Genomic DNA, 24,982 nt, shown 5'->3' on the forward strand with positions numbered 1-24,982 from the left:
CGAACTGCACCCCTACTTCCAGCAGCCCGACGTACAGGAGGCCAATGCCCGGCACGGCGTGCTCACTCAGGCGTGGTCGCCGATCGGCGGGATCACGTTCTACCCCGGCTTCGGCGAGGGCCGCGTCCCCGGCCTGGGAGCACCCACCCTCCCCCCGCTCCCCCCCGCCCCCTCCCGCCTCACGACCCCGCGCGCCCGCCCCGGCTCCGGGGCCCGCGCCGAGCCGGCCGCGGACCTCCGCCCCGTCCTGGACATCAACGGCCAGCGGTTCTCCCTGCAGGCCTCCTCGATCGTGCTGGGCCGCTCCTCGGAGGCCGACATCACGGTCGAGGACACCGGCGTCTCCCGGCGCCACCTGGAGATCCTCAACCAGGACGGCGTCTACCTCGCGGTGGACCTCGGCTCGACCAACGGATCCACCGTGGACGGGACGCGCCTGAACGGCCGGCGCGAGCTGGTGGACGGTTCTGTCATTACAATGGGGCGCACCAAGATCACTTTCCGCCTTCTGGCCCCGAGGAGTAGCAGCTGATGGCCTCTGAACTGACGGTGACGCTGCTGCGCTTCGGCTTCCTGGCGCTGCTGTGGGTCTTCGTGTTCGTGATCCTCGCCGCGATGCGACGCGACCTGGGGATCAACCAGATCCTGCGCTTCAACTCCCTGCCGGGCCGGGGCAAGCGGGGCGCCTCCTCGGGGGCCGCCGCCGGTCAGCAGAAGCAGGCGCCGAGCGCCCCGCGCCTGCCCGGCCAGCTCGCCATCGTCGAGGGCCCGGAGGCGGGCACCACCATCCGTCTCAGCGACACCCCGGTGCTCCTGGGCCGCGCCCCCGACTGCACCCTCCCCCTCCACGACGACTACTGCTCCGGGCACCACGCCCGGCTCTTCCCCCAGGGCTCGCGCTGGTTCCTCGAGGACCTCGGCTCGACCAACGGCACCTTCGTCCGCGGGGAGCGCCTCACCCGCGCGACCCTCGTGGAGCCCGGCGCGGCGTTCAGCATCGGCCGCACCGTCATGGAGCTGAGGGCCTGAGTCGATGAGCATTGCCTTCCGCTACGCGGCCCGCTCGGACACCGGGCGAGTGCGCAGCAAGAACGACGACTCGGCGTACACGGGTCGCTATCTCGCCGTGGTCGCCGACGGCATGGGCGGGCACGTGGGGGGCAACGTCGCCTCGGCCTCCACCGTCCTGGACCTCACGCCGCTGGACCGGCCCGGCTACGAGGGCACCGCCGGGACCTATCTGGCCGACGAGATCCAGACCGCCAACATCATCCTCAACCAGCTGGTCCGCCTCAACCCGCTCCTGGCCGGGATGGGGACCACCTGCACAGCCCTGCTCGTGGACGGCGACGAGCTCGAGCTCGCCCACATCGGCGACTCCCGCGCCTACCGGCTGCGCGGGGAGGACTTCGAGCAGATGAGCACCGACCACACCTTCGTGCAGCGCCTCGTGGAGGAGGGCCGGATCCGTCCCGAGGACGCCGAGTCCCACCCCCACAAGAACGTCATCATGCGCGTGCTGGGCGACACCGACGCCTCCCCCGAGCTGGAGCTCAGGCGCGTGGACGCCCGCGTCGGCGACCGCTGGCTGCTGTGCTCCGACGGCCTGCCCGGCGTCGTGGACAACCGCACCATCGAGGCCGTCCTGAAGTCGACGACGGACCTCCAGGAGATCTGCGAGACCCTGGTGGACCTGACCCTCGACCGCGGCGCGCCGGACAACGTGACCGTCGCCGTGGTGGAGATCGCCGCCGAGGCCGACGTCCTGGCCACGCCCACCAGCAAGCTCACCGCGGTCGCGGCGGCCGCCGGCCGGGACGGCGTCGAGCCCTGGGCCGACACCCGCCCGCAGCCCGCCGCGCCGTCGGCCTCGGGCGGCACGCCCGCCGGCTCGCACGCCGCCGGCGGCTCCGGACGGCCAGCTCCGGGCCCGGCAACGCCGCCGCGGCCAGGAACGGCGACCATGCCGGGACGGACGACGCCGCCCCGGTTCGCGACGCCCCTCCCCGCCGGCCCTGGTCCCGCCGCCGGTCCGAGCCTCACCGCCGACCCGCGTTCCGACGCCGAGCCCGATGCCGCCACGCCCGGCCCCGCCCCCCGCCCGGACGACGTCTCCGGATCCGCGACCCCGCGCCGCGTCGCCCCCTGGCGCCGCCGCCTCCCCCGCGACGAGGAGGACACGGTCCGCCACGTCATCCACCGCGGCGCCTGGCGCGGCGACTCGTTCTCCGACGGCGTGCTCAACGCCATGACCCAGCGCTCCGGCATCGACCTGGAGGACGCCGAGGACCAGGAGCAGAGCTCCGCCGCGGTGCTGCGCAACGAGCTCGACGCCCGCCCCCACCTGGTGGTCGGGGCCGCCGAGGCGGCGACCCACACCGGGGCCATCCCCACGGTCACCGATTCGACCCTGCAGCGCCGCGCCACGATGACCGAGACCACCAAGGTCACGGTCGGCGAGGACGGCGAGCTGCCCGAGGAGCTGCTCGAGGAGCTCGAGGAGCCCCAGCGCAAGCAGCGGATCGGCCTGACGCTGTTCATCTGGGCCTTCATCGCGGTCCTGCTGGCCGGCGTCGCGTGGGCCTCGCTGGCCTGGATCAACACCCAGTACTACGTCGGGGAGAGCGAGGGGTACGTGGCCGTCTACCGCGGGGTGAACCAGTCCGTGGGACCGGTGCACCTCAGCAGCGTCGAGGAGCGCACCGACACCCACGTCTCGGACCTGCCCGAGTTCTCCCAGGCCCGAGTGGACAACGGGATCACCGCCTCCTCGCTCGACGACGCCCAGCGGATCGTCTCCGACCTGAGCCTCGGCGCCGCGGGCGGGCCCTCCGCCGAGCCGGTCCCCGAGGGGACGGTCTCCGAGGCGCCCCCGACCACCCCGGGAGGTGACGGCTCATGACGCCGACGACCCGCGACCACTCCACCCGCCCGGCCGCCGAGTCCGAGCACTCGCCGCAGGCCTCCCCCGAGCCGGCCCAGGTCCCCCGCTCGCGCCGCCTGATCGAGCTGTTCCTGCTGGTCATCGCCTGGGTGATCGGCATCGGCGCGATGTGCATGGTGGACGTGGAGCTCGCCGCCGAGCTCGACTCACGGATCGTCATGGCCGGCGCCTCCCTGATCGTCGGGTCGCTGATCATCCACGTGATCCTGCACCTGAAGGCGCGCTACGCCGACCCGTTCATCCTGCCCGCCGCGGTGGCCCTGAACGGCGTCGGGCTGGCCATGATCTACCGGATCGACCTGACCACCAACAACGCCGTGGCGCCCTCGCAGACCGCCTGGACCGCCGTCGCCATGATCGCGTGCGCGGCGTGCGTGTGGTTCCTCAAGGACCACCGCGTGCTGCGCCGGATCACCTACATCAGCCTGGCGGCGTCGATCCTCCTGCTCCTGCTGCCCCTGACCCCGGGGCTCGGGACCGAGATCAACGGCGCCCGGATCTGGATCTCCCTGGGCGGGCGCACGTTCCAGCCCGGTGAGGTCGCCAAGATCACGCTGGCCGTCTTCTTCGCCGGCTACCTCTCCGCCAACCGGGACCTCATCCTGCTCGCGGGCAAGCGGATCGGGCGGATCCGCCTGCCGCGCTTCCGGGACTTCGCCCCGATGTTCGTGGCCTGGCTGGTGAGCATCGGCGTGCTCGTGCTGCAGCGGGACCTCGGCTCGGCGATCCTCTTCTTCGGCCTGTTCCTGGCCATGATCTACCTGGCCACCAACAACCTCACGTGGGTCGTGATCGGGCTGCTCCTGGTTGTGGTGGGCGGGGTCTTCGCCTACAGCACCATGAGCCACGTGACGCTGCGCATCGACTCCTGGCTCGGCGCCTTCGAGCCCGAGGTGTACAACCAGGAGTTCGGCGGCTCGGGGCAGATCGTGCAGGGCCTGTTCGGCCTCGCCTCGGGCGGGCTGTTCGGCCGCGGCCTGGGCGCCGGCCGGCCGGACCTCGTGGCCTTCTCCAACTCGGACATGATCATCACCTCGCTCGGCGAGGAGCTGGGCCTGCTGGGCCTCGGCGCGCTGCTCATGCTCTTCCTGGTCCTGATCTCCCGCGGGCTGCGGGCGGCGCTCGGCACGCCGGACGCCTTCGGCAAGCTGCTGGGGGCGGGGCTGTCGGCCGTGCTCGTGCTGCAGCTGTTCGTGGTGGTCGGCGGTGTGACGCGGCTGATCCCGCTGACCGGCCTGACCACCCCGTTCATGTCGGCCGGCGGCTCCTCGCTGCTGGCCAACTGGGTGATCGTGGGGCTGCTGCTGGCCATCTCGCACTCGGCCCGCTCGCCCCGCGTCGTCGGGGACGAGGAGCCCGAGGAGGGGTCCGGGACCGGGCACGCCCCGACGCCGTCGTCCCTCCCGGCGACCGACGACCCGGGGGCCACCGCCGCGATCTCGCGGCTCGGCTCGACCCGCCGCGAGGCGCCCTCCCGCCGCGGCGCGCCCGAGGCCCCCGATGCATCCGACACTTCCCCGACGTCCGCAGGAGGTCGCCCGTGAACCAAGCCATCAGACGCACCTGGCTGGCCGCCGCGGGGGTGTTCGTCCTGCTCCTGGGGTCGCTGACCTACGTGCAGTTCTTCCGCGCCGACGCGCTGGACGAGAACCCGTGGAACAGCCGGCAGCTCTACGACAAGTACGGCTCCGCGCGCGGCTCGATCCTGGTCGACGGCACCGAGATCGCCTACTCGGAGGCCTCCAACGACGGCTTCAACTACCAGCGCCAGTACGCCCAGTCCGAGCAGTACGCGGCCCTGACCGGCTACTTCTCGATGGTCTACGGGGCCACCGGGCTGGAGCAGGCCATGAACGCCGAGCTCTCCGGGGACTCCGACGCGCAGTTCTACGACAGGATCGCCCAGATCTTCTCCGGCGGCGAGTCCCACGGCGCCTCGGTCGAGCTGACCCTCGACGGCGAGCTGCAGCAGCTGGCCACCGACCTGCTCGAGGGCCACCAGGGCTCCATCGTGGCGATGGACCCGAAGACCGGCGAGGTGCTGGCGATGGCCTCGAGCCCCTCGTACGACGCCAACGCGCTGGCCTCCCACGACTCGACCTCGGTGATCGAGGCCTACTCGCAGCTGAACTCGGACCCGGCCCGGCCGCTGTCCAACCGGGCCATCGCGGGGGACCTCTACTCCCCCGGCTCGACCTTCAAGATCATCGACGCCGTGGCGGCCCTCGAGTCCGGGAAGTACGACGCGGACTCCACGCTCGAGAACCCCCAGGACCTGCCGCTCCCGGGCACCAACGTGACCCTCCCGAACTACGTCCAGGGCAACTGCCAGTCCCAGAGCACGGCCACGATCGAGTGGGCGCTCGCACAGTCCTGCAACACCCCCTTCGCACAGATCGCGATGGACCTCGGACAGGATAAGATCTCAGAGACAGCTACCAACTTCGGCTACGGCCAGGACATGGGCATCCCGCTGTCGGTCACCCCCTCGACCTTCCCCCAGGACATGAACCAGTCCCAGCTGGCTCTGGCCTCGATCGGGCAGTACGACGTCCGGACCACCCCCCTGCAGGTGGCCATGATGTCGTCCGCCATCGCCAACGACGGCGTGCAGATGAAGCCGAACCTGGTGCGGACGGTGCGCTCGAACAGCCTCAACACGCTCTACGAGTTCTCGGCCGAACAGGCCCGGCGCTCGACGAGCGAGGACGTGGCGAACCAGGTCAAGGACTGGATGGTCAACGACGTGGACAACGGCATCGCCTCGGGCGCGGCCGTGAGCGGGACCAAGGTGGCCGGCAAGACGGGCACCGCGGAGATCGGCTCCAGCGGACTGAACGATGCCTGGTTCACCGGGTTCGCCCCCGCGGACGACCCCCAAGTCGCAGTTGCTATTGTCTATGAAGATGTAGATGCGGCCACCGGTGCTCAGCTGACGAGCCCCGGAGCCCGGCAGATTTTTGAGGCGGTGTTGAACAAGTGAGGCCCTCATCATCCACGACCCTCGGTGGTCGCTACGGGCTGACCGAGCGCATCGCCGTCGGCGGCATGGGCGAGGTCTGGAAGGCCAAGGACAAGGTCCTGGGCCGCGTCGTCGCCGTCAAGATCCTCAAGGAGGAGTACACGGGCGACCCGGGCTTCCTGGAGCGCTTCCGCGCCGAGGCGCGCCACACGGCGCTGCTGAACCACCCCGGCGTCGCCAACGTGTTCGACTACGGCGAGGAGGACGGCTCGGCCTACCTGGTCATGGAGCTGGTCCCCGGCGAGCCGCTGTCCAACATCATCGAGCGGGAGAAGGTCCTGCCGCCGGACCGGACGCTGAACATCATCGCCCAGACCGCCCGGGCGCTGGCCGCCGCGCACGCCCAGGGCCTGGTCCACCGCGACGTCAAGCCCGGCAACATCATGATCACCCCGGACAACCGGGTGAAGGTCACCGACTTCGGCATCGCCCGGCTCGCGGACCAGGTGCCGCTGACCGCGACCGGCCAGGTCATGGGCACCGCCCAGTACCTCGCGCCCGAGCAGGCCACGGGGCAGACCGCCACGGCGTCGTCGGACCTGTACTCGCTCGGCGTGATCGGCTACGAGTGCCTCGCAGGCAAGCGGCCGTTCACCGGCGAGTCGCAGATCGCGATCGCGCTGGCGCAGGTCAACGACCCGCCGCCGCCCCTGCCCAAGACCGTGCCGGTCCCCGCGCAGGCCATGATCATGTGCCTGCTCTCCAAGGACCCGGCGCAGCGGCCCGCCAACGCGACGACGCTGGCCTCGGCCATCGACGCGATGCGCCGCAACGACCTCAAGGCCGCCGTCAAGGCCGTCCCGGGGCTGTCCACCTACCTGCCGATCAGCGCCTCGGACGCGGACGCGACGCAGGCCATGACGGCCGCGACCGAGACGATCGGCGAGCAGGCCGCCGCCACCCGGAGCTTCGGCTCCGGAGCGACCGCGGCCGGCCAGTCCCAGCCCACGACCTCCACGCTGCCCGCCCTGGACGAGCCGCGCTCCCTGAAGTACAAGGGCGACTACGCCCCGGACGGCGAGGACGGCGGAAAGCGCAAGGGCGGCGCCTGGCGCTGGATCGTGCCGCTGATCGTGCTGCTGCTGGCCATCGGCGGCGGCATCTGGTGGATCGTGGCCTCCGACGCGATCGGCTCCGGCGACGACGCCACCGCGCCCGGCACGGTGACCTCGGCGTCCCCGAGCGCCTCGGCGTCGGCCAGCGCCTCGGCCAGCGAGTCCGGGCAGACCGTCTCGATCGACCCCGCCGACTACCAGGGGCGCCCCCTGGACGCGGTGGTCTCCGAGCTCTCCGGCCTGGGGCTGCGGGTCAGCTCCGAGGGGGAGGACTCCGAGCAGGACGAGAACACGGTGCTGGACGTCTCCCCCACGGGAGAGCTCGCGGCCGGCTCGCAGGTGACCGTCTCCTACTCGACCGGTCCGGAGATGGTGACGCTGCCCACCTCCATGGTCGGGCGCGACGCGGACGAGGTGATCCCCGAGATCACCCGGCTCGGCGTCAACGTGACCAGCCACGAGCAGTCATCGAGCGAGTATCCGGCCGGCCAGGTCGTGCGCACCTCGCCGGACTCGGGCTCCAGCGTCGCGGTCGGCTCCAGCGTGGACGTCTACGTCTCCACCGGCGGCGGCTCCGCCTCGCCCTCCCCGAGCGCCTCGACCTCCTCGGCCTCGCCCACCCCCAGCGCCTCGGCGCCCGCACCCTCCGCGAGCCGGTCCGCCGCGCCCACCACGGGCGGCGGGTCCACCGGCGCGGCCGCGGACCCCGCGGGCTCGGACGACGCCGGTGCGGCCGGTGGCACCGGCACCCTCCAGACCGGCCCCACCGAGGCCGGGTCCCAGGGCGCGCCCGCCGACCAGCAGGCCGGCGGGGCCCCCCAGGCAGGCGGCGCCCCCGAGGCCGAGGGCTCGGCCCAGACGGGCACCGACGGGTAGCACCGCGCGATGAACCAGAGGATTCCCCGGGTCCTGGAGCACCGGTACGAACTCGGCGAGCCGATCGGCTCGGGCGGGATGGCGACCGTCTACTCGGCCAGGGACACGCGGCTGGGCCGCGGCGTCGCCGTCAAGGTCCTGCGCCCCGAGCACGCTCAGAACCCCGTGTTCCGCGCCCGCTTCCAGCGTGAGGCCGAGGCGGTCGCCTCGCTGAACCACCCCTCGATCGTCGCGGTCTACGACACCGGCACGTTCGCCCCGGTGGACGAGGCGGCGGGCGAGGACGACGGTGGCGCCACTATGCCGCTCGGCGTCCTCGAGGCCCCCGACGACGACCGCACCCGCCCGCTGCCCACGGTCCCGCGGGCGGACCTGGTCCCCTTCATCGTCATGGAGCTGCTGACCGGCCGCACCCTGAAGCAGGTGCTGGCCGAGGGCGAGCTGCCCGTGGAGCGGGCCGCCGCCTACGCCGAGGGCCTGCTCGACGCGCTGGAGTACAGCCACGAGCACGGCGTCATCCACCGGGACATCAAGCCCGCCAACGTCATGGTCCTGGACCGCGAGGAGGACGAGGACACCGAGGCCGGCCCGCTGGTCAAGGTCATGGACTTCGGCATCGCCCGCGCCCTGACCGAGACCGCGACGCCGCTCACCGAGGCCCAGACCGTCATGGGCACCGCCCGCTACATCCCTCCCGAGCAGGCCCGCGGCGAGACCGTGGACGCCCGCTCGGACCTCTACGCGGCCGGGTGCGTGCTCTACCAGCTCCTGGCCGGGCGCCCGCCGTTCGACAGCGCCACCAGCGTCGAGGTCGCGGAGCAGCACCTGCGCGAGCAGCCCGAGCCGCCGAGCCGCTGGCGGGAGGGGATCTCCCCCGCCCTGGACTCGGTGGTGCTGCGCGCCCTCCAGAAGGACCGGCACAGCCGCTTCCAGACGGCCGGCGAATTCAGCGGCGCCCTGGCCAACGCCCTGCGGGGCATCTCCGCCCCCGTCTCCCCCGCGGGGCCCGCCATCGTCTCCGCCGGACCGGCCACGCTGCCCGCCGGCATGGCCGCGGTCGCCCCGGCGGACCGGCCCACCCAGCCGACCGAGGCGGTCCGCGCCGACGACGCCGTCACCGCGTCGCGCGCCCAGGACGCCGAGCATTCCGAGGCCGGGCATTCCGAGGCTGGTCATCCCGACACCGGGCCAGCCGAGACCGTCCCGCACCCCGCCGTCGCACCGCCCGAGACCGGCTCGACGCGCGCGCTCACCTACGAGGACTACGACCCCTCGGCCCGCCGCGCCCCGGAGCGCGAGGACGCCGACGTCGCCGGCTTCTTCCCCTCCGCGCAGGACGAGTACGACGAGGCCGAGCTCTACGCGAGCGAGCGCCACGTGGCGCTGGCGGCCCGCCGTCGCCGGCGCACCGCGTGGACCTTCGCGATCCTCGGCACCGTGATCTTCCTGCTGGTCGCCGCGACCGCCGGGGCGTGGATGTACTACCAGTACGAGCTGAACAAGCCCGTCTACGCCGCCGTGCCGCAGGTCCAGAGCCTCTCGCAGCAGGAGGCCGAGCAGTCGCTGCGCAACGAGGGCTTCCGGGTCTCGCTGCAGGAGGAGTTCTCCGACGACGTCGCCGCGGGCCAGACCATCCGCACCGACCCCGGCTCGGGCCAGGAGCTCGAGGAGGGCAGCTCGGTGACGCTGGTGGTCTCGGAGGGTCCCTCCAGCGTGACGCTGCCGGAGAACCTCGCCGGGCAGTCCGAGGCGTACGTGAGGTCCCAGCTGACGGACCTGGGCCTGGTCCCGGGCACCGTCACCACCGTGAACAGCCCGACCGTCCAGGCCGGGCTGGTCGTGGGCACCGAGCCCGGGCTGGGCGAGCCGGTGGGCAGCGGCGAGACCGTCAACCTGGTGCTCTCCACCGGGAAGGTGACCGTCCCGGACATCACCGGCATGGACCGGGACGCGGCGATCGCCGCGCTCACGGCCGAGGACACGCAGCTGACCACGCAGATCGTCTCGGAGCCCTCGGGCGACGAGCAGCCCGGGACGGTGCTGCGCCAGTCGGCCGCGCCCGGCTCGTCCATCGCCCAGGGCTCCACGGTGACGATGACGGTGGCCGAGAGCCCGCGCGCGACCTCCTCGCCCGCGCCGTCGCCCTCCTCGAGCCCGGCCCCCTCGAGCTCCGCCTCGCCGAGCCCCAGCCGGAGCGCGACGCCGAGCCCCTCCCGCTCGGGATCCTCCCCCTCGGCGAGCTCGGACGACTGACGGGGCCGGAGCCCGTCGCAGGGCTGTGGCTCCGTCGCGGGGCCGGGCCCATCGCGGGACCGCATCCCGTCGCGGGGCCGAAGCCCATCGCGAGGCCGCATCATCCTACCGGCGCGTCCGGCCGGCGCTTCCGGCCGGACGCGCCCCCGCAGGACGCCCCACCGGAGGCGGACGGGCGGGTCTAGGAGCTGATGAGCGGCGACATGCCCCGCCCGCGACCCGAGGCGCCCTTGAGCCCGACCATCTCCAGCCAGTTCCCGACCATCAGGTAGCCGTCCTGGGTCAGCACCGACTCCGGGTGGAACTGCACGCCGTGGATCGGGGCCGTGCGGTGCCGGACGCCCATGATGATGCCCGACTCGGTGGTCGCCGTGGTCTCGAGGACGTCCGGGAGGGTGCCCTCGGCGATCGCCAGCGAGTGGTAGCGGGTCGCGGTGAACGGGTTGCGCACGCCGGAGAACGCGCTCGTCCCGCCGTGGGTCAGCTCCGAGGTCTTGCCGTGCATGAGCTCCGGCGAGTGGCCGACGGTCCCGCCGAAGGCCTCGGCGATCGCCTGGTGGCCCAGGCAGACGCCGAACAGCGGCCGGGACTCCTCGACGGCCCAGCGGATGAGGTCCAGGCAGACGCCGGCGTCGGCCGGGGCGCCGGGGCCGGGCGAGAGGAGCACGCCGTCGTGCTGGCGGGCGAGCTCGCGGGCGTCCTCGGCGCTCAGGGCGTCGTTGCGGATGACCGTGGTCTCGGCGCCGAACTGCTCGACGTAGCCGACCAGGGTGAAGACGAAGCTGTCGTAGTTGTCCACCACGAGGATCTTGACGGTCATGAGCGCTCCTTAGTCGTCGATCGTCACGTCGGGGGTCAGCGGACTGTGCTCGTCCAGCCAGGGGAAGACGAACTGCACCAGGAGGAACAGGACCGCGATGATCAAGAATACCGCGAGGACGACGCGCAGCCACAGGGGGCCGGGGAGCAGGCGGAACAGCAGGGCGTACATTCAGGACTCCTCCGGCGTCGTCGGGAAGGGCTCCGGCGCCTCCGGACCCGAGACCGGGGCGGCCGGATCCTCACCGTCCGGAGCCGGATCCGCACGGTCCGGGGCCGGATCCTCACCGTCCGGAGCCGGATCCGCACGGTCCGGGGCCGGATCCTCACCATCCGGGGCCGGGTCCGCGGCGTCCGGCCCGGTCAGGGGCCGCCAGGACTCGAGCTCGGCGTGGACGACGTAGCGCTCGGTGTCCCCGAAGCGCGGGTGGCAGCTGGTCAGGGTCAGCATCCGCGCCGTCGGCTCCTCCCCGGGCGCGCCGGGGACGGGGGCGAGCACGCCGGTCTCGGACGGCGCCACGATCCGGGTCTCGGTGACGGCGTAGGAGTAGTAGACGCCGGCCGTGCAGACCTCGACGCGGTCCCCGGCGCGCAGCTCGTCGATCCGATCCAGCACCTTCCCGTGGGTCTGCCGGTGGCCCGCGATCGCGGCGTTGCCCACCTCGCCGGGCAGCGCGGTGGAGACGTAGTGGCCGAGGCCCAGGGTGTCCAGGACCTCCGCGCCGGTGCCCTGGATGAGCGGCCGCTCGTAGTCGGCCCCGAGCCGGGGGATGTAGACGACACCGAGGTCCTCCCCCTCCTCCGGAACGGGACGCTCAGCGCTCCCTCCCGGAGCCGGCGCCCAGTCCGCGTCCCCGGGGCCGGCGGCAGGAGCCCCGGGGCCAGCCGCGGGCACCCCGGGCCCGACGGCGGCCGACTCCGGACCGGCGGCGGGCGCCTCGGCGGGCGGGCGCTCCTCGGTGGGCGGCCCGCCGGGGGCGCAGCCGTACTCGCGGCTCATCCGCTCGACGGCGCGGGCGTGCGTCGTGTCGGCCTCGACGTTGGTCCACCACAGCTGCCACGCGACGAAGAGGATGACGACGACGCCGAGGGTCAGCAGCAGCTCGCCCGTGACCAGGGCCGTCCACCCCAGCGGGGTGCGCGCGCCCCGCTGCACGGGACGGGCGGCGTCGGGCCGGCGTCGGCTCCTCATCGCGACCCTCCTTCGCGGGCACAGGGCCCCGGGTGACGACGGGGCGGAAACTCCCAGGGCGATTGACTACACTCGGACGGTGGATGGATCCGGACCGAGGGGTCCGCCCGCTCGTACTGTACCGCGCGCGGCGCCCGCGACCGCGGGTCTGAGCCGCTCAGGAGGAACTCACATGGCCAAGAGAAAGAGGCAGCAGCCCGAGGTGCACCCCGAGGAGCTGGTGGGCGACGGGTCGGAGACCCCCGAGAAGCGCCGCTTCCGCCTCTCCAACTGGAGCAAGGACGCGGCCCCGGCGCCCCTGTCCGCCGAGGACGCGGAGGACGTCGCGGTGGTCACCGACGAGCAGGAGGCCGTCGAGCAGGAGACCGCAGGGAAGGGGCCCGCCGACGACGGCGTCGCCCCCGGGGACGAGGCCCCCGCCCAGGAGAAGGGCTCCGCCGGCTCCGGGAAGCCCGGTCGGGGCGGCTCCGCTCCCGCCGAGGGCGAGGAGGCGGCCCCCGCCCGCTCCGAGCGCTCCTCGCGCCGCTCGGGCAATCCCGCCAAGTCGGGACGGTTCGCTCCCGCCGCGGAGGCCGAGGAGGAGTCCTCGGGGTCCTCGCGCATGACCATCGAGGACGAGATCCACGAGCAGCGCCTGCAGCGCGTGGCGGACGAGATGACGGCCGGCATCGGCGACCGCTCGGTCACCCCCACGTGGTACAAGGCGCTCATGCTGGGCCTCATGATCCTGGGCCTGCTGTGGATCATCGTCTGGTACATCACCCAGAGCGCCTTCCCGATCCCCCAGATCGGCTACGGGAACATCGGCATCGGCATCGGCCTGATGATGGCCGGCCTGATCATGACGACCAGGTGGAAGTAGTGCCCGCCGAGGAGCGCGACGCCGCCGGAGCCCCGGAGGAGGGCCCGCGCGACGGCTTGGACCCCGCCCCGGCCGCCGGCGGGCGCGGAGGATCGCCGACGCCGTCGGGCGAGCCGGAGGACCCCCGATCCCGCCCGGACATCCGCGCCGCCCGCACCGAGACACGCCTGCGGCGCTGGGCCCTGCTCCTGCTGGTCCTGATCCCGGTGGGCTACTTCCTGTACCAGTACTTCTCCTGACGGGCCAGGCTCGGCCACTCTCTGACGGGCCGGGCCCGGCCGCTTCTCCTGACGAACCAGGCTCGGTCGCTTCTCCTGACGAACCAGGCTCGGTCGCTTCTCCTGACGGGCCGGCCCCGTCCGCTCAGGCCGCGGACACCGTGAGCCAGGCGTCCAGGGCGAGGTAGGCCGGCACGACCCAGAAGACCACGAGGACCAGCTTGCGGACGGGCCGGGCCCGCCGCTCGCCCGAGGCCGAGACCCCCTCCTCGATCTCCACCGGGTCGAGCCCCTTGAACCCGCCGCGGACCTCGCGGACGGTGCTGGTGACCGCGATGAGCACGATGATGGCCGCGCAGGTGACGGCCAGCGGCATCGGCGTCCCCGCGGCCACGACCGGGAGGTCCGTCCGGGAGAGCAGGGCCCCGGCGATCCCGGCCCCCAGCGCGACGACGTAGGTGACGATCAGCAGCCAGATGCTGTAGACCCTGCGCCCGCTCCAGGCGACGAGCGCGCCCAGCCCGGAGATCATGATCGCCATGACCAGCCAGCAGATCAGCGTGCCAAGGTTCAGCGTGAGGTCCGTCCCCTCGATCCACGCCCGCAGCGCGTAGGTCCCCACGAGCGCCACGATGGCCTGGATCGCGACCGGGCTGACCCAGGAGAGGATGCCGCGCTGCTCCGCACCGGCGTGGTGGACCGGGTAGCCGATGACCTCGGCGTAGTCGTCCGGGTGCCCGAGGACCTCCTCGGGCAGGCCGCCGGTCTGCTCACAGCGGGCGTGGGCGTCGGCGAGCTCCTCGCCGATCTCCCGCTCGGGCACGTTCGCCGAGCGGAGGTCGAGCACGAAGCGCTCCACCCAGTCGCGATGCTCCGAGCTCCATTCCTTGAGGGTGCTCACGGGTCCGTCTCCCTTGCGGTAGGCGTCGGCTCCCGGAACGCCACGAGGCGGCGTCTCCGCAGCCGCCGCCGAGGCCGAAGCCGGGGGCACCGGGGTCTCGTTGTCACCTTACCGCCGCACGCGCACGAGGGCCCCGGGCGTTCGCCCGGGGCCCTCGCGTGGCGCGCGCCGCCCTACGCCGCGGGGGCGAGGAAGGCGACGTCGAGGCTGATCTTCACCTTGTCCGAGACCAGCACCCCGCCGGCCTCGAGCGCGGCGTTCCAGGTGATCCCGAACTCCTTGCGGGAGATCGAGGCGGCGACCGAGAAGCCCGCCCGGGTCTGGCCGAAGGCGTCCACCGCGACGCCGCCGAACTCGCCCTTCAGCGTCACGGGACGGGTCTGGTCGCGGATGGTGAGCTCGCCGTCGATGCTGACCTCGTCGTCCTCGACGCGGAAGGCCGTGGAGGCGAAGGTCAGCTCGGGGTAGGCCTCGACGTCGAAGAAGTCAGCGGACTTCACGTGGCCGTCGCGGGCCTCCTGGCCGGTGTCGATCGAGGCGGCCTGGATGGTCGCGGAGACCGACGAGTCGTCGACGTCCTCGCCGACCTCCAGCGAGGCGACGGCCTCGTGGAACGTCCCGCGCACGGTCGAGATGCCCGCGTGGCGGACGGAGAAGCCGATCTCGGAGTGGGCGGGGTCGAAGGTCCAGGCGCCGGGGACGAGTCCGTCGAGGGTGGTCATGGCGTGCTCCTTGGTGTGTGAGGTGTTCTGTCGATAGGAACTTTACAAGTAAACCATTTACAAGACAACGTTCAGTGCATCACTTCCTCGGCGGATGAAGCAGATGACAGAATCTTGCGTTCGGTGAAGCGGCCCCTTCCGCCCCGCGGTCCCACCTGTCTCGCGGCGGATTTTCCCTCTACCCTGTGAGGTGGACCTAACCGATGGAGGACATGTGACTACCGCACCCGCGTTCGAGCCCCGCACCGACGCCGAGCACTACGACGCCGACCTGCTCGTCATCGGAGCCGGCGGCACCGGGATCGCCGCGGCGCTGGCGGCCGCCGAGCGCGGCGTCGGCGTCGTCCTGCTGGAGAAGGGCAACCGCCCGGGCGGCGCCGCGATGTTCGGGGCCACCGGCTTCGCCGCCTACGAGTCGGAGGCGCAGCGGGAGGCGGGCGAGACCTTCTCCGCCCGCGACGCGTTCCTGGCGATCACCGAGTACAACCGGCACCGCTGCAACGAGAAGCTGGTGCGCGCCGTCGTCGGCCGCTCCGGGGACACGGTCTCCTGGCTGGCCGGGTACGGGCTGAAGACGACGCTGGCGGAGCGCCCCAACACCGAGGCGGGCCCCGCCTCCCCCGACGCCGGGATCCTCACCGCCCACCGCACGGCCCGGACGTACCACAACTACGTCTCCAAGTTCGGCGGCTTCAAGAAGATGCTCAAGGCGTTCCAGGAGATGGGCGGCACGCTGCTGACCGAGACCGCCGCCACCGAGCTGGTCACCGGGCCCGACGGCGAGATCCTGGGCGTCCGCGCGGAGAAGACCGACGCCGGCAAGCCGCTCTCCGTGGCCACGGCCATCTCGCGTGACGCGAGCGAGGACATGGCCTCCGACGAGGAGACCGGCCCGGTCCTCGTCGACATCTCCACGCGCGCGGTGGTGATCGGCAGCGGCGGGTACGTGGGCAACAAGGAGCTCGTGCAGCGCGACCTCGGCCCCATCGACGCCGACTCCCTGCACTTCACCGGCGAGCGCAAGTCCGTGGGCACCGGCCGGGCCATCGCGGAGGCCGCGGGCGGCGTCGCCGACGCCGAGCGGACCCTCGACATCCCGAGCTTCACCGTCCCCGGGCGCTACTCCTCCCGCGCCCTGGCGATCCTGGCCAACCTCCCGCTGCTGTGGGTCAACGGAGCGGGCAAGCGCTTCGTCAACGAGTCCATCACCTACCGCTTCGGGCAGCGCGGCCCGGCGGTCTACGAGCAGGGCGGCCAGTTCTGGATGATCCTGGACTCGGCCACGGTGGCCGCTCTCGCCGAGGAGGGCCTGCCGCTCGCCCCGGCCGAGGACCACAGCGCGCCGCTGCCCGCGGGCAGCGAGGGCACCCCGGTGCAGCCGCAGATCGTGGAGGCGCTGGGCGAGGCCGTGGACTTCGGGCACGCGCACATGGGCACCTCCGTGGAGGAGCTCGCGGGGGCCGTGGGCTTCCACGCCGAGGAGTTCGCCCGGACGGTGGAGGCCTACAACGCGGCCGTGGCCTCCGGCGAGGACGGGGAGTTCTTCACCCCGGCCTCCGTGCTGTCCCACGCGGTGACCGACGGGCCGTTCTACGCGGTGCGCGTGGTCAACACGGTGCGCGGGACCCTGGGCGGCATCCGGATCGACGAGCGGGCGCGCCTGCTCGACTCCCGCGGCGCCCCGGTACCCGGCGTCTTCGCCGGCGGCAACGAGACCACCGGGTTCTACGGCGGCACCTACCCGCAGATCGACGGCCTGACGCTGGCCTTCGCCTTCAACTCGGGCCGCATCGCCGGGGAGTCGGCGGCGGAGTTCTTGGGGAAGTAGGGCGGTGCCCAGGGGGCGGCCGGGGGACGACGCGGGCGTCTCGGCCGAGGATCTGCTGGCCGGACCGCGCGGGCGCCGGTTGCTGCTTGAGTACGCGGTCCGGGTGGACGAGGCCGGCCGGGTGGACGAGTCTGGCCGGGGCGAGCCGGAGGAGGCAGACCGGAGCGCGGCCGGGGAGAACCACCCCGCGCTGGATCCGCGCCAGGCCGGCGTCGAGGAGCCCTCGCTTCAGTCGATGGTGTGGAGCGCGGCCCACGCGCTGGATCCGGACCGCGACCGCGCTCGGCCGTACGGCGAGTTCGACGCCTCGTGGGACCGGCTGTCCTACGAGCGGCACCTCGCTGGGCCGACGCCGGGCTGGGCCGCTCCGACGCCGGATGAGGTCGCCGCCCGCCTCGCGGGCCTCCGCCTCACCGAGGCGTCCCACGAGACGCTGGTGTTCGCCCTAGCGGACGCGGCCGCCTTCGCCCTGTACTGGCAGGAGCCCGACGGCGCCGACGCTCTGGCCGCGACCGGCGTCGTCCGCGAGGGGTTGAGGCGGGTGGCCGAGCATCTCGCCACCTCTCCCCTGATCCGGGCGTGGTCCGCCCCGGCGTCTCCCGCGGGCCAGGCGGTGGTCCGCTGGCCGGACGAGGACGCCTCAGATCAGCGGTCGGCCCGGGAGGCCCTCCTCGCCTGGCGCGCGGACCAAGTCGACGCTGAGGCCCGGGCCGCCCGCGAGACGCCCCGCGATCCCGCCGCGGCACCAGGCGGCGACTGGACCTCGACGCCACCGTGGCACTGCCTCAGATCCACCCGCCGTCTGTCCGACGGCGCCCCCGCGGGTCTGTACACGGTGGAGGACGACTGGGGCTGCCACCGGGCGGAGGTACGGGCCCTCATCCCGAGCCGGCCGGTCCGTCTCTACGAGATCGACGGCCCGGGCGCGTGGGCCCGCCTCTGCCGCGAGTTCCCCCTCGCCATGACCGCGGAGAAGCGGTGCAATTGGTACCTCACGACGGGACGCGACGGCCGGTGGGTCGTCCCCGACTGGTCCCGCGTGGCCGAGCACTGGGACGCCGTCCACCTGACCACCGCGGCCTACCTCGCCGCGGCGGGCACCGCCATCGCCGTCGACGCCGCGGCGGCCAGCGTCATCGCGGGGTGGAACCCGGACGAGACCATCTGGCTGACCGACGCGGCCTCCTGCGGGGACGACGTCGAGCGATGGGGCCGGGACGCCGACGGCGAGGACCTCACCTGGAGACCCGTGGAGAGCGCCGCCGACGACGCGGCGTGACGCCGACTCGGCGATCCCGCCGGCCCGGCGATCCGGGCCGGGCCTCGGCGAGGCCGCTCCTCGCGGCGTCGGGTGTGCGGACCCGAGAGAGCGGGGGGGTGAGACGGCCCCACCCCGCCCGATAACCTACCCGTGTCACCTCTGCGGCGACTACTCCCCGAATCAACGATCATCCTGCGTCGTGGAGGGTAGGAACCGGGAAGGGGGTGACAGGCCGATGGGTCACGCACCTCGCCACCGGCGAGACGACGATGGAAAGCAGAAGGCCCAGATCTGGCGCGGAATCTTGAAAGTACTCGCGCCGGTGATCTGGGCTCTTGCTGACCTGCTACGCGCTCTTGACGGGCGCTAGTCCCAGTCGGCAACGGCAGGTTCACCGGGTCGCATCCGGTGGGCCTGCCCCGAAGGGAACACCCTCACCATACCAATCATCCACGAGGGGGTGAATGCCTCCGCGCCCGCCGCCCGGGAGACGACCCCATGTGCCACACTATGGGCATGTCGCAGCGCATTGCGGAGAACCTCGACGGCCTCGTCGACTTCCGCTCACTCCGGGACGTCGGCCGCCTCGCCGCGGCCCACCGGCGCCTCACGGCGGTTGCCGGACGGTTCAGTGGTGCCGCCGGGGAGAGGTGGGCCGGATGAGCGCGGAACGGCCTGGACCGGGTGGTCCCGCCGAGCGGTCACGGGTCCGGAGGGCCCTGGAGTTCACCGGCATCCTCCGCGGCGGGAGGGCGGGCGCGTCCGAGCGCCTCATGAGCACGGTGGCGCTCTTCGCGATCATCCTGCTCGGGCTCATCCTCGGATGGGTGAAGGCGGTCCTGGTGACGGTGGCGGCGAGCGCCGTGGTCGTCGTCGCGGTGCTGGTCGTGCTGGCGGTGCGCCGACGACGTCGCGGCGGGCCCGGTGGGCCGACCGACCCGCCTACCTGACGCGCGGTGACGCGTGCCGGGCCGACGACGCCCCATCCTCCGAGCCCACCGCCCCGGCCCGGCGTCGGCTCCCGCGTCCGGGACGACCGGCCCAGCCGTCCGGCCGGGTCGGCCCGTGCCGCAGCTTCGAGGGCCACCAGACGGCGTCGCCGACGTCGTACACCAGCGCCGGGACCAGCAGGGCGCGGACCAGGGTCGCGTCCAGCAGCACGCCGAAGGCGACCAGGAAGGCGATCTGCGCCAGGAACATCACCGGGATGACGCCCAGGGCGGCGAAGGTCGCGGCCAGGACCACGCCCGCCGAGGTGATGACGCCGCCGGTGAGGATCACCCCGCGCAGCACGCCCCGGTGGGTCCCGTGGTGCAGCGACTCCTCCCGCACCCGGGTCATCAGGAAGATGTTGTAGTCGATCCCGAGCGCGACCAGGAAGACGAAGGCGTAGAGCGGCACCGTGGGGTCGGCGTCGGGGAAGCCCAGCACGTGCTCGAAGACCAGCGAGCCGACGCCGAGGGTCGAGAAGTAGGACAGCAGCGTCGTCGCCACCAGCAGCACCGGCGCGAGCAGCGAGCGCAGCAGCAGCATGAGGATCAGCGTGATGACCACCAGGATGACCGGGATGATCAGGGCCCGGTCGTGGATCGAGGACTGCAGGGTGTCGACCTCCTGGGCCGTGCTGCCGCCCACCAGGACGTCGTCGAGGTCGTCGGTGACGGTGCGCATCTGCTGGACGGTCTCCTGCGCGGCGGACGTGTCCGGCGAGTCCGCCAGGGTGACCTGCAGCAGCACGCGGCCGTCGACGACGGTCGGCGCGGCGCCCGGGAAGGCCGGGGCGCCGCCCGCACCGGGGACGGCACCCGAGCCGGGACCGCCGTCGGCCTCCGCGCCCGCCGAGGCGGCCGCCTCCCCCACCGGGATCGACCCCGAGGGCGAGTCCGCGGAGACCGCCGCGATGGAGGCGACGCCCGGCAGGGCCTCGATCTCGCGCACGACGTCGTCCTGCTCCCCCTCCGGCGCGACGACCTGCGCGGGCGTCCCGGCACCTCCCGGGAAGTGCGCGGCCACGACCTCCTGCCCGTCGCGGGCGTCGGAGGGCCCCAGGATGAGGTCCGACTGCTGGACGCCCCCGGCCCGGAACTGCACCGCGAGCACCGCCAGGATCCCCAGCACGACGGCGCTGGTCAGCCAGATCTTGCGCGGCGAGCGCTCCACGAACGCGCCCACCCGGCTCCACAGCTTCGAGTCCGCCGCGACGTCGGCCCCGGAGAAGCGCGGCCTGAAGGGCCAGAACGCGCTCCGCCCGAAGACGAAGAGCAGGGCCGGCAGGAAGGTCAGGGCGGCGAGCATCGAGAAGACGATGCCGGTGCCCGCCACCGGACCCAGCGCCGCGTTGGTCTTGAGCTCGGAGAAGAGCAGGCACAGCAGGCCCGCGATGACGGTTCCCCCGGAGGCGGCGACCGGCTCGATCGTCCCCTTCAGCGCGACCCACGTGGCCTTCGACCGGTCGCGGTGCCGCACGAGCGCCTCCCGGTAGCGTGCCGTGTACAGCAGCGAGTAGTCGGTCGCGGCGCCGATGACCAGGATGAACAGGATCCCCTGGATCTGGCCGTTGATGGTCAGGACGCCGGCGTCGGCCAGGTGCCAGATGACCAAGATCGACGCCGAGAGGGCGGCCGTGGAGGTCAGCAGCACCAGGATCGGCAGGAGCGGCGAGCGGTAGACGATCAGCAGGATCACGAAGACGACCGCGAGCGCGACGCCGAGCAGGATCCCGTCGATGCCGGCGAACGCCTCGCCGAGGTCCGCGACGAAGCCCGCGGGGCCGGTGACGTAGGCGTCCAGGCCCTTGGGCGCGGTCTCGGCGAGGTCGGCCCGGATGGCGTCCACGGCCTCGCTGCTCTCGACGTCCGGGGACAGCGGGGCGACCACCTGGAGCGCCTGCCCGTCCTCGGACGGGATCGGGGGCGAGGCCTGCCCCTGGAGCAGCGACTCGTCCGCAAGCCGCTGGGCGAGGTCGGCCGCGTAGCCGGCGTCGGCCGGGTCGAGGCCGCCGTCGCGCTCGAAGACCAGGATGGCGGGGATCGCGTCGGACTCCGAGAACTCGGCGCTGAGCTCCGTGACCCGGGTCGACTCCGCGGAGGAGGGCAGCCGGTCCGTGGCGGCCTCGCTCGAGACCTCGGAGATCTTGCCGAAGTAGGGGCCGCCGACGCCGGCCGCGCCGAACCAGGCGAGGACCAGCAGGGCGGGGATCAGGATCCGCAGCCAGTGGACCCGGCGTCGGCCTCGGTCGAGGTGCTGTGCGGGCATGGCGTGGGTCCGTTCTGTGGGTGGGGCGGGGCGGGGGCGGGGGGCGGGCAGGGGGAGGGGGGCGGTGACGGCCGCGGTAGAGCCGACGGGAGCCGTGAAATTGGCGGAGGTGGCGGAGGTGGCGGCCGAGCCGGCCCGCCCGGACTAGTCGTGGAGGGAGGCCTCCAGGCGGGCGAGGAAGTCGTTGACGACCGCGAGCTCCGCGTCGTCGTAGGCGGCCGCGACGGCGCGCATCGCGGCGAGCCGGTGGCCGAAGTGGGCGAAGAACTCGCCCCGCGCCTTCTCGGTCAGCACGATGACGCGCGCGCGCCGGTCCTCGGGGTGCGGGATCCGCTCGACGTGGCCGCTGGCGACCAGGCGGTCGAGCAGCGTCGTGGTCGAGGCGGTGGAGATGTTGAGCTGCCGGGAGATGTCCCGCGGGCTCACGGCCTCGCCCGTGCGCTCGCGCATGATGAGCATCCGCAGGGTCGCGATGTCGGTGGCGTTCATGCCCATCGAGGCCTTGAGCTCGCCGTGCATGTGGTCCATGCGCTCGCTCAGGCCCTGGATCGCCTCCAGGGTCTCCAAGACCCGGGCGGGCGTGCCCCGCTGATCGTGCGATGCGGCTGCCATGGCTCCCCCGTTCTCTTGCTGCGGTATTAGCTAGATTATCTAGTTAAAAATCGCAGGGCAACCGGAATCGGGACGAGACGTGCGAGAATATGACGCACACCATGCTCTTCGGATGGGCTGATCTTGAAAGTTCGCCCGGGCGAACAATAGGCTGGGTGACAACGCGCCACCGGTGCCGCCCGCGATCCTTCCAGCAGATCCACACGATGTCGGGACGGTGCCGGTGGCGTCGTCCCGCCCCACGGCGGGAACGTCAGGCGACATCGCGTCAGGAGGATCATGGGACTGTTGGGATTCGGGCGGGGCCGTGCTCCGCGGCCGGGGGGCGCCGGGCTCGGCCGCCCCGTCGGGGGCCGGACCGTGCGCACGCGGCGTCGGGCCGGCGTCGGACCGGGGCGCGAGGCGCAGCACACCGACGTCGGACCGGCCCGTCAGGCAGGGCACACCGGCGCGGCCAGACACGAGGGGACGGCGCGTCGCGGCGCGGCCGGGCTGCTCGCCCTCGCCCTCCTGACGCTCCCGGTCCTGGCCGCGTGCGGCACCGGCTCGGACTCCGCCGCCAGCGCCGCCCCCGCCGACGACGACCGCCCCGTCGTCCTCACCACCTTCACCGTCCTGGCGGACATCGCCGAGAACGTCTCCGGCGGGCACCTGCGGGTCGAGTCCATCACCAAGCCGGGCGCGGAGATCCACGAGTACGAGCCCACCCCCGACGACGTCAAGAAGGCCGCCGCCGCGGACCTCGTCCTGGAGAACGGCATGAACCTGGAGACCTGGATCAGCCAGTTCGTCCAGAACGCCGACGCCGAGCACGTGACGGTCTCCGAGGGCGTCGAGCCGATCGACATCGCCGCCGGGTCCTACGAGGGCAAGCCCAACCCCCACGCCTGGATGAGCCCCGCGGCGGGGGAGGTCTACGTGGACAACATCGCCGCGGCCTTCTCCGACCTGGACCCCGAGCACGCGGACGACTACGCCTCCCACGCCGAGGACTACAAGGAGCGGCTGCGCGACGTCGGCGAGGAGCTCGAGTCCTCGCTGAGCGGCCTGCCCGAGCGGCAGCGCGTCCTGCTGACCTGCGAGGGGGCCTTCTCCTACCTCGCCCGCGACGCCGGCCTGACCGAGCGGTACCTCTGGCCCGTGAACTCCGATGAGCAGGGCACCGCCCAGCAGATGACCGCCGCGATCGACTACGTCGAGGAGCACGACGTCCCGGCCGTGTTCTGCGAGTCGACCGTCTCCGACCAGTCGATGCAGCAGGTCGTGACCTCCACCAACGCCGCCTACGGCGGGACCCTCTACGTGGACTCGCTCTCCGAGGCGGACGGCCCCGTCCCCACCTACCTGGACCTGCTCCGGCACGACGCCGAGACCATCTCCGCCGCGCTGACGGGACGGGACGCGTGATGGGCCTGCGACGCGGCACGGACCGCGACGCCGAACCCCTCCCTCCCGGGACGACCCCCGCCGGGGAGCGCCCCGGCCAGCCCGAGGAGGCCCCGGCCGGAGAGCGCGCCGGCCGACCCGAGGAGGCCCCGGCCCTCTCGGTCCGCGGCCTCAGCGTCTCCTACGGCGAGGTCGCCGCGCTGCGCGACGTCAGCTTCGACCTCACCTCCCACCGCGTCACGGCCCTGCTGGGCATGAACGGATCGGGCAAGTCCTCGCTGTTCAACGCGGTCTCGGGCTTCATCCGGCCCGACGCCGGTGAGGTCCGCGTCCTCGGCATGAGCGCGGCCCGGGCCCGCCGGAGCAACCTCGTCGGGTACATGCCCCAGAGCGAGGCCGTGGACTGGGGCTTCCCCATCTCGGTGCGCGAGGTGGTCATGATGGGCCGCTACGGGTACATGGGCCCCGGGCGGCACCCGCGCCGGCAGGACCGCGAGGCGGTCGCGGCTGCCCTGGAGCGGGTCGGCCTGACCGAGTTCGCGCACCGGCAGATCGGGCAGCTCTCCGGCGGGCAGCGGAAGCGGGCCTTCCTGGCCCGCTCGATCGCCCAGGGCGCCCGGCTGCTCCTACTGGACGAGCCGCTGGCCGGGGTGGACCGGGTCTCGACGCGGACCATCGCCGACCTGCTGAAGAGCCTCGCGGCCGAGGGCGTCACGGTGCTGATCTCGGTGCACGAGATCGGCACGCTCGCCGAGCTGGCCGAGGAGGCCATCCTGCTGCGCCGCCGCGTCGTCTACCGCGGGACCGCGGAGGACGTCCTCAAGCCCGAACACCTGGCCCTGGCCTTCGGCGACGACGCCGACGCCGGTGCCGGCACCGAAGAGGAGTGAACATGCCGATCCTGGAATACCTCGCCGAGCCCCTCGGCTACGAGTTCATGGTCCGCGCGCTCGCGGCCACGGTCGCGGCCGCGCTGGTCTGCGCCGTACTCTCCTGCTGGCTCGTGCTGACCGGGTGGTCGCTGATCGGCGACGCGGTCTCCCACGCGGTGCTGCCCGGCGTCGTGCTCTCCTACATCCTGGGGGTGCCCTTCGCGATCGGGGCGGTGGTCTTCGGGTTCCTGGCGGTCGGCCTGATCGGGGGCATCAAGCACACCAGCAAGGTCAAGGAGGACGCCTCCACGGGGATCGTGTTCACCACGCTCTTCGCGCTGGGGCTGGTGCTGATCTCGGTGACGCCCTCGCAGGTGGACCTCAACCACATCATCTTCGGGAACCTGCTGGGGGTCTCGACGGCGGACCTCGTCCAGGTGCTGATCCTCAGCGCGGTCTGCCTCGGCGTGCTGCTGTACAAGCGGCGGGACCTGACCCTCTACGCCTTCGACCCCGGCCACGCGCAGACCATCGGGATCAGCCCGCGGGTGCTGGGCGCGGTGCTGCTGGGGACGCTGGCCCTGACCTGCGTCGTCGCGCTCCAGGCGGTGGGGGTGGTGCTGGTGGTGGCCATGCTCATCATCCCGGGCGCGACCGCCCACCTGCTGACCGACCGCTTCGACCGCATGCTGCTGGTCGCCGCGACCTCCTCGGTGGGGTTCTCCCTGCTGGGCGTGTACCTCAGCTACTACCTGGACACCTCGATGGGCGGGACCGTGGTGCTGTGCCAGGGGGCGTGGTTCACGGCGGTGTACCTGCTCACCCTGGGACGGCGCCGCGCGGGCAGGACCGGCTCGCGGCGGCCGGGCGGGCTGCGCCGGACCGGTGGGCCGCGCCGCGGTGA

The 24,982-nt window shown here is 72.9% G+C and carries 23 protein-coding genes; 16 read left to right on the forward strand and 7 right to left on the reverse strand.

The features are described from left to right. The 7 genes from NBM05_RS12945 to pknB all read left to right on the forward strand — a co-directional run. Nucleotides 1–532: FHA domain-containing protein (locus tag NBM05_RS12945; RefSeq protein WP_254168210.1), on the forward strand; the 532-nt coding region annotated here is incomplete at its 5' end. Continuing rightward, nucleotides 532–1,029 (forward strand): FHA domain-containing protein FhaB/FipA, encoded by a 498-nt coding sequence (locus NBM05_RS12950; RefSeq protein ID WP_254168212.1) that lies wholly within the window; start codon nucleotides 532–534, stop codon nucleotides 1,027–1,029. The genes NBM05_RS12945 and NBM05_RS12950, both read left to right, overlap by 1 nt. 4 nt (nucleotides 1,030–1,033) lie before the next feature. Beyond that, the gene (locus tag NBM05_RS12955) at nucleotides 1,034–2,902 is read left to right on the forward strand and encodes a protein phosphatase 2C domain-containing protein (RefSeq protein ID WP_254168214.1); all 1,869 of its coding nucleotides are present in this window, start codon (nucleotides 1,034–1,036) and stop codon (nucleotides 2,900–2,902) included. Then, a complete protein-coding gene (locus NBM05_RS12960; RefSeq protein ID WP_254168216.1) occupies nucleotides 2,899–4,488 on the forward strand; it encodes an FtsW/RodA/SpoVE family cell cycle protein in 1,590 nt (529 codons plus the stop codon). The genes NBM05_RS12955 and NBM05_RS12960 overlap by 4 nt, the downstream gene beginning before the upstream one ends. Further along, nucleotides 4,485–5,927, forward strand: a complete 1,443-nt coding sequence (locus NBM05_RS12965; protein WP_254168218.1) for a peptidoglycan D,D-transpeptidase FtsI family protein — start codon at nucleotides 4,485–4,487, stop codon at nucleotides 5,925–5,927. Before NBM05_RS12960 ends, NBM05_RS12965 begins: the two co-directional genes overlap by 4 nt. Continuing rightward, on the forward strand, nucleotides 5,924–7,897 hold the full coding sequence (locus NBM05_RS12970; protein ID WP_254168220.1) for a protein kinase domain-containing protein: 1,974 nt from the start codon (nucleotides 5,924–5,926) through the stop codon (nucleotides 7,895–7,897). Before NBM05_RS12965 ends, NBM05_RS12970 begins: the two co-directional genes overlap by 4 nt. 9 nt (nucleotides 7,898–7,906) lie before the next feature. Then, on the forward strand, nucleotides 7,907–10,150 hold the full coding sequence (pknB, locus tag NBM05_RS12975; protein WP_254168222.1) for a Stk1 family PASTA domain-containing Ser/Thr kinase: 2,244 nt from the start codon (nucleotides 7,907–7,909) through the stop codon (nucleotides 10,148–10,150). 181 nt (nucleotides 10,151–10,331) lie between these two features. On the opposite strand, the gene NBM05_RS12980 is transcribed toward pknB, so the two are convergent. The 3 genes from NBM05_RS12980 to NBM05_RS12990 are packed head-to-tail and all read right to left on the reverse strand — an operon-like array spanning nucleotide 10,332 to nucleotide 12,161. Continuing rightward, on the reverse strand, nucleotides 10,332–10,970 hold the full coding sequence (locus NBM05_RS12980) for an anthranilate synthase component II (RefSeq protein WP_254168224.1): 639 nt from the start codon (nucleotides 10,968–10,970) through the stop codon (nucleotides 10,332–10,334). Nucleotides 10,971–10,979: 9 nt separating this feature from the next. Next, entirely contained in the window at nucleotides 10,980–11,141 is a 162-nt protein-coding gene (locus NBM05_RS12985; RefSeq protein WP_254168226.1) for a hypothetical protein, read from the reverse strand. After that, entirely contained in the window at nucleotides 11,142–12,161 is a 1,020-nt protein-coding gene (locus tag NBM05_RS12990) for a class E sortase (protein WP_254168228.1), read from the reverse strand. Nucleotides 12,162–12,333: 172 nt separating this feature from the next. On the opposite strand from NBM05_RS12990, the gene NBM05_RS12995 reads away from it, so the two are divergent. After that, nucleotides 12,334–13,023 (forward strand): cell division protein CrgA, encoded by a 690-nt coding sequence (locus tag NBM05_RS12995; protein WP_254168236.1) that lies wholly within the window; start codon nucleotides 12,334–12,336, stop codon nucleotides 13,021–13,023. Then, nucleotides 13,014–13,262 carry a hypothetical protein gene (locus NBM05_RS13000; protein WP_254168238.1) on the forward strand — a complete coding sequence of 83 codons (249 nt, stop codon included), beginning with the start codon at nucleotides 13,014–13,016 and terminating at the stop codon, nucleotides 13,260–13,262. The genes NBM05_RS12995 and NBM05_RS13000 overlap by 10 nt, the downstream gene beginning before the upstream one ends. 124 nt (nucleotides 13,263–13,386) lie before the next feature. Here NBM05_RS13000 and NBM05_RS13005 read toward each other — a convergent pair whose 3' ends face one another. Next, nucleotides 13,387–14,142 carry an MFS transporter gene (locus tag NBM05_RS13005; RefSeq protein ID WP_254168247.1) on the reverse strand — a complete coding sequence of 252 codons (756 nt, stop codon included), beginning with the start codon at nucleotides 14,140–14,142 and terminating at the stop codon, nucleotides 13,387–13,389. A gap of 173 nt (nucleotides 14,143–14,315) precedes the next feature. Further along, nucleotides 14,316–14,864 (reverse strand): YceI family protein, encoded by a 549-nt coding sequence (locus NBM05_RS13010; protein WP_254168249.1) that lies wholly within the window; start codon nucleotides 14,862–14,864, stop codon nucleotides 14,316–14,318. A gap of 214 nt (nucleotides 14,865–15,078) precedes the next feature. Between NBM05_RS13010 and NBM05_RS13015 the strand changes: the two genes are divergently transcribed. The 4 genes from NBM05_RS13015 (at nucleotide 15,079) to NBM05_RS13030 (ending at nucleotide 18,903) form a co-directional block, all read left to right on the forward strand. After that, complete coding sequence (locus NBM05_RS13015) at nucleotides 15,079–16,692, forward strand: FAD-dependent oxidoreductase (protein ID WP_254168251.1); 1,614 nt, start codon at nucleotides 15,079–15,081, stop codon at nucleotides 16,690–16,692. A gap of 4 nt (nucleotides 16,693–16,696) precedes the next feature. Continuing rightward, complete coding sequence (locus tag NBM05_RS13020) at nucleotides 16,697–17,971, forward strand: hypothetical protein (protein ID WP_254168254.1); 1,275 nt, start codon at nucleotides 16,697–16,699, stop codon at nucleotides 17,969–17,971. A 498-nt stretch (nucleotides 17,972–18,469) separates the two neighbouring features. Beyond that, nucleotides 18,470–18,616: a hypothetical protein gene (locus NBM05_RS13025; protein ID WP_254168256.1), complete on the forward strand. Its 147-nt coding sequence runs from the start codon at nucleotides 18,470–18,472 to the stop codon at nucleotides 18,614–18,616. Beyond that, nucleotides 18,613–18,903: a hypothetical protein gene (locus NBM05_RS13030; RefSeq protein ID WP_254168258.1), complete on the forward strand. Its 291-nt coding sequence runs from the start codon at nucleotides 18,613–18,615 to the stop codon at nucleotides 18,901–18,903. The genes NBM05_RS13025 and NBM05_RS13030 overlap by 4 nt, the downstream gene beginning before the upstream one ends. Here the strand turns inward: NBM05_RS13030 and NBM05_RS13035 are convergent. Then, nucleotides 18,896–21,208, reverse strand: coding sequence for an MMPL family transporter (locus NBM05_RS13035; protein WP_254168260.1), 2,313 nt, complete (start codon nucleotides 21,206–21,208; stop codon nucleotides 18,896–18,898). The two genes, NBM05_RS13030 and NBM05_RS13035, sit on opposite strands and share 8 nt — an antisense overlap. Nucleotides 21,209–21,352: 144 nt before the next feature. After that, nucleotides 21,353–21,820 carry a MarR family winged helix-turn-helix transcriptional regulator gene (locus NBM05_RS13040; RefSeq protein ID WP_254168270.1) on the reverse strand — a complete coding sequence of 156 codons (468 nt, stop codon included), beginning with the start codon at nucleotides 21,818–21,820 and terminating at the stop codon, nucleotides 21,353–21,355. A gap of 279 nt (nucleotides 21,821–22,099) precedes the next feature. On the opposite strand from NBM05_RS13040, the gene NBM05_RS13045 reads away from it, so the two are divergent. The 3 genes from NBM05_RS13045 to NBM05_RS13055 form a co-directional block, all read left to right on the forward strand. Beyond that, complete coding sequence (locus NBM05_RS13045) at nucleotides 22,100–23,227, forward strand: metal ABC transporter substrate-binding protein (RefSeq protein WP_254168271.1); 1,128 nt, start codon at nucleotides 22,100–22,102, stop codon at nucleotides 23,225–23,227. Then, entirely contained in the window at nucleotides 23,227–24,096 is an 870-nt protein-coding gene (locus tag NBM05_RS13050; protein ID WP_254168274.1) for a metal ABC transporter ATP-binding protein, read from the forward strand. The genes NBM05_RS13045 and NBM05_RS13050 overlap by 1 nt, the downstream gene beginning before the upstream one ends. Before the next feature lie 2 nt (nucleotides 24,097–24,098). After that, nucleotides 24,099–24,982: metal ABC transporter permease (locus NBM05_RS13055; RefSeq protein ID WP_254168276.1), on the forward strand; the 884-nt coding region annotated here is incomplete at its 3' end.

Source organism: Rothia santali (genome assembly GCF_024199905.1).
In the GTDB taxonomy this organism is placed as follows: domain Bacteria; phylum Actinomycetota; class Actinomycetes; order Actinomycetales; family Micrococcaceae; genus Rothia; species Rothia santali.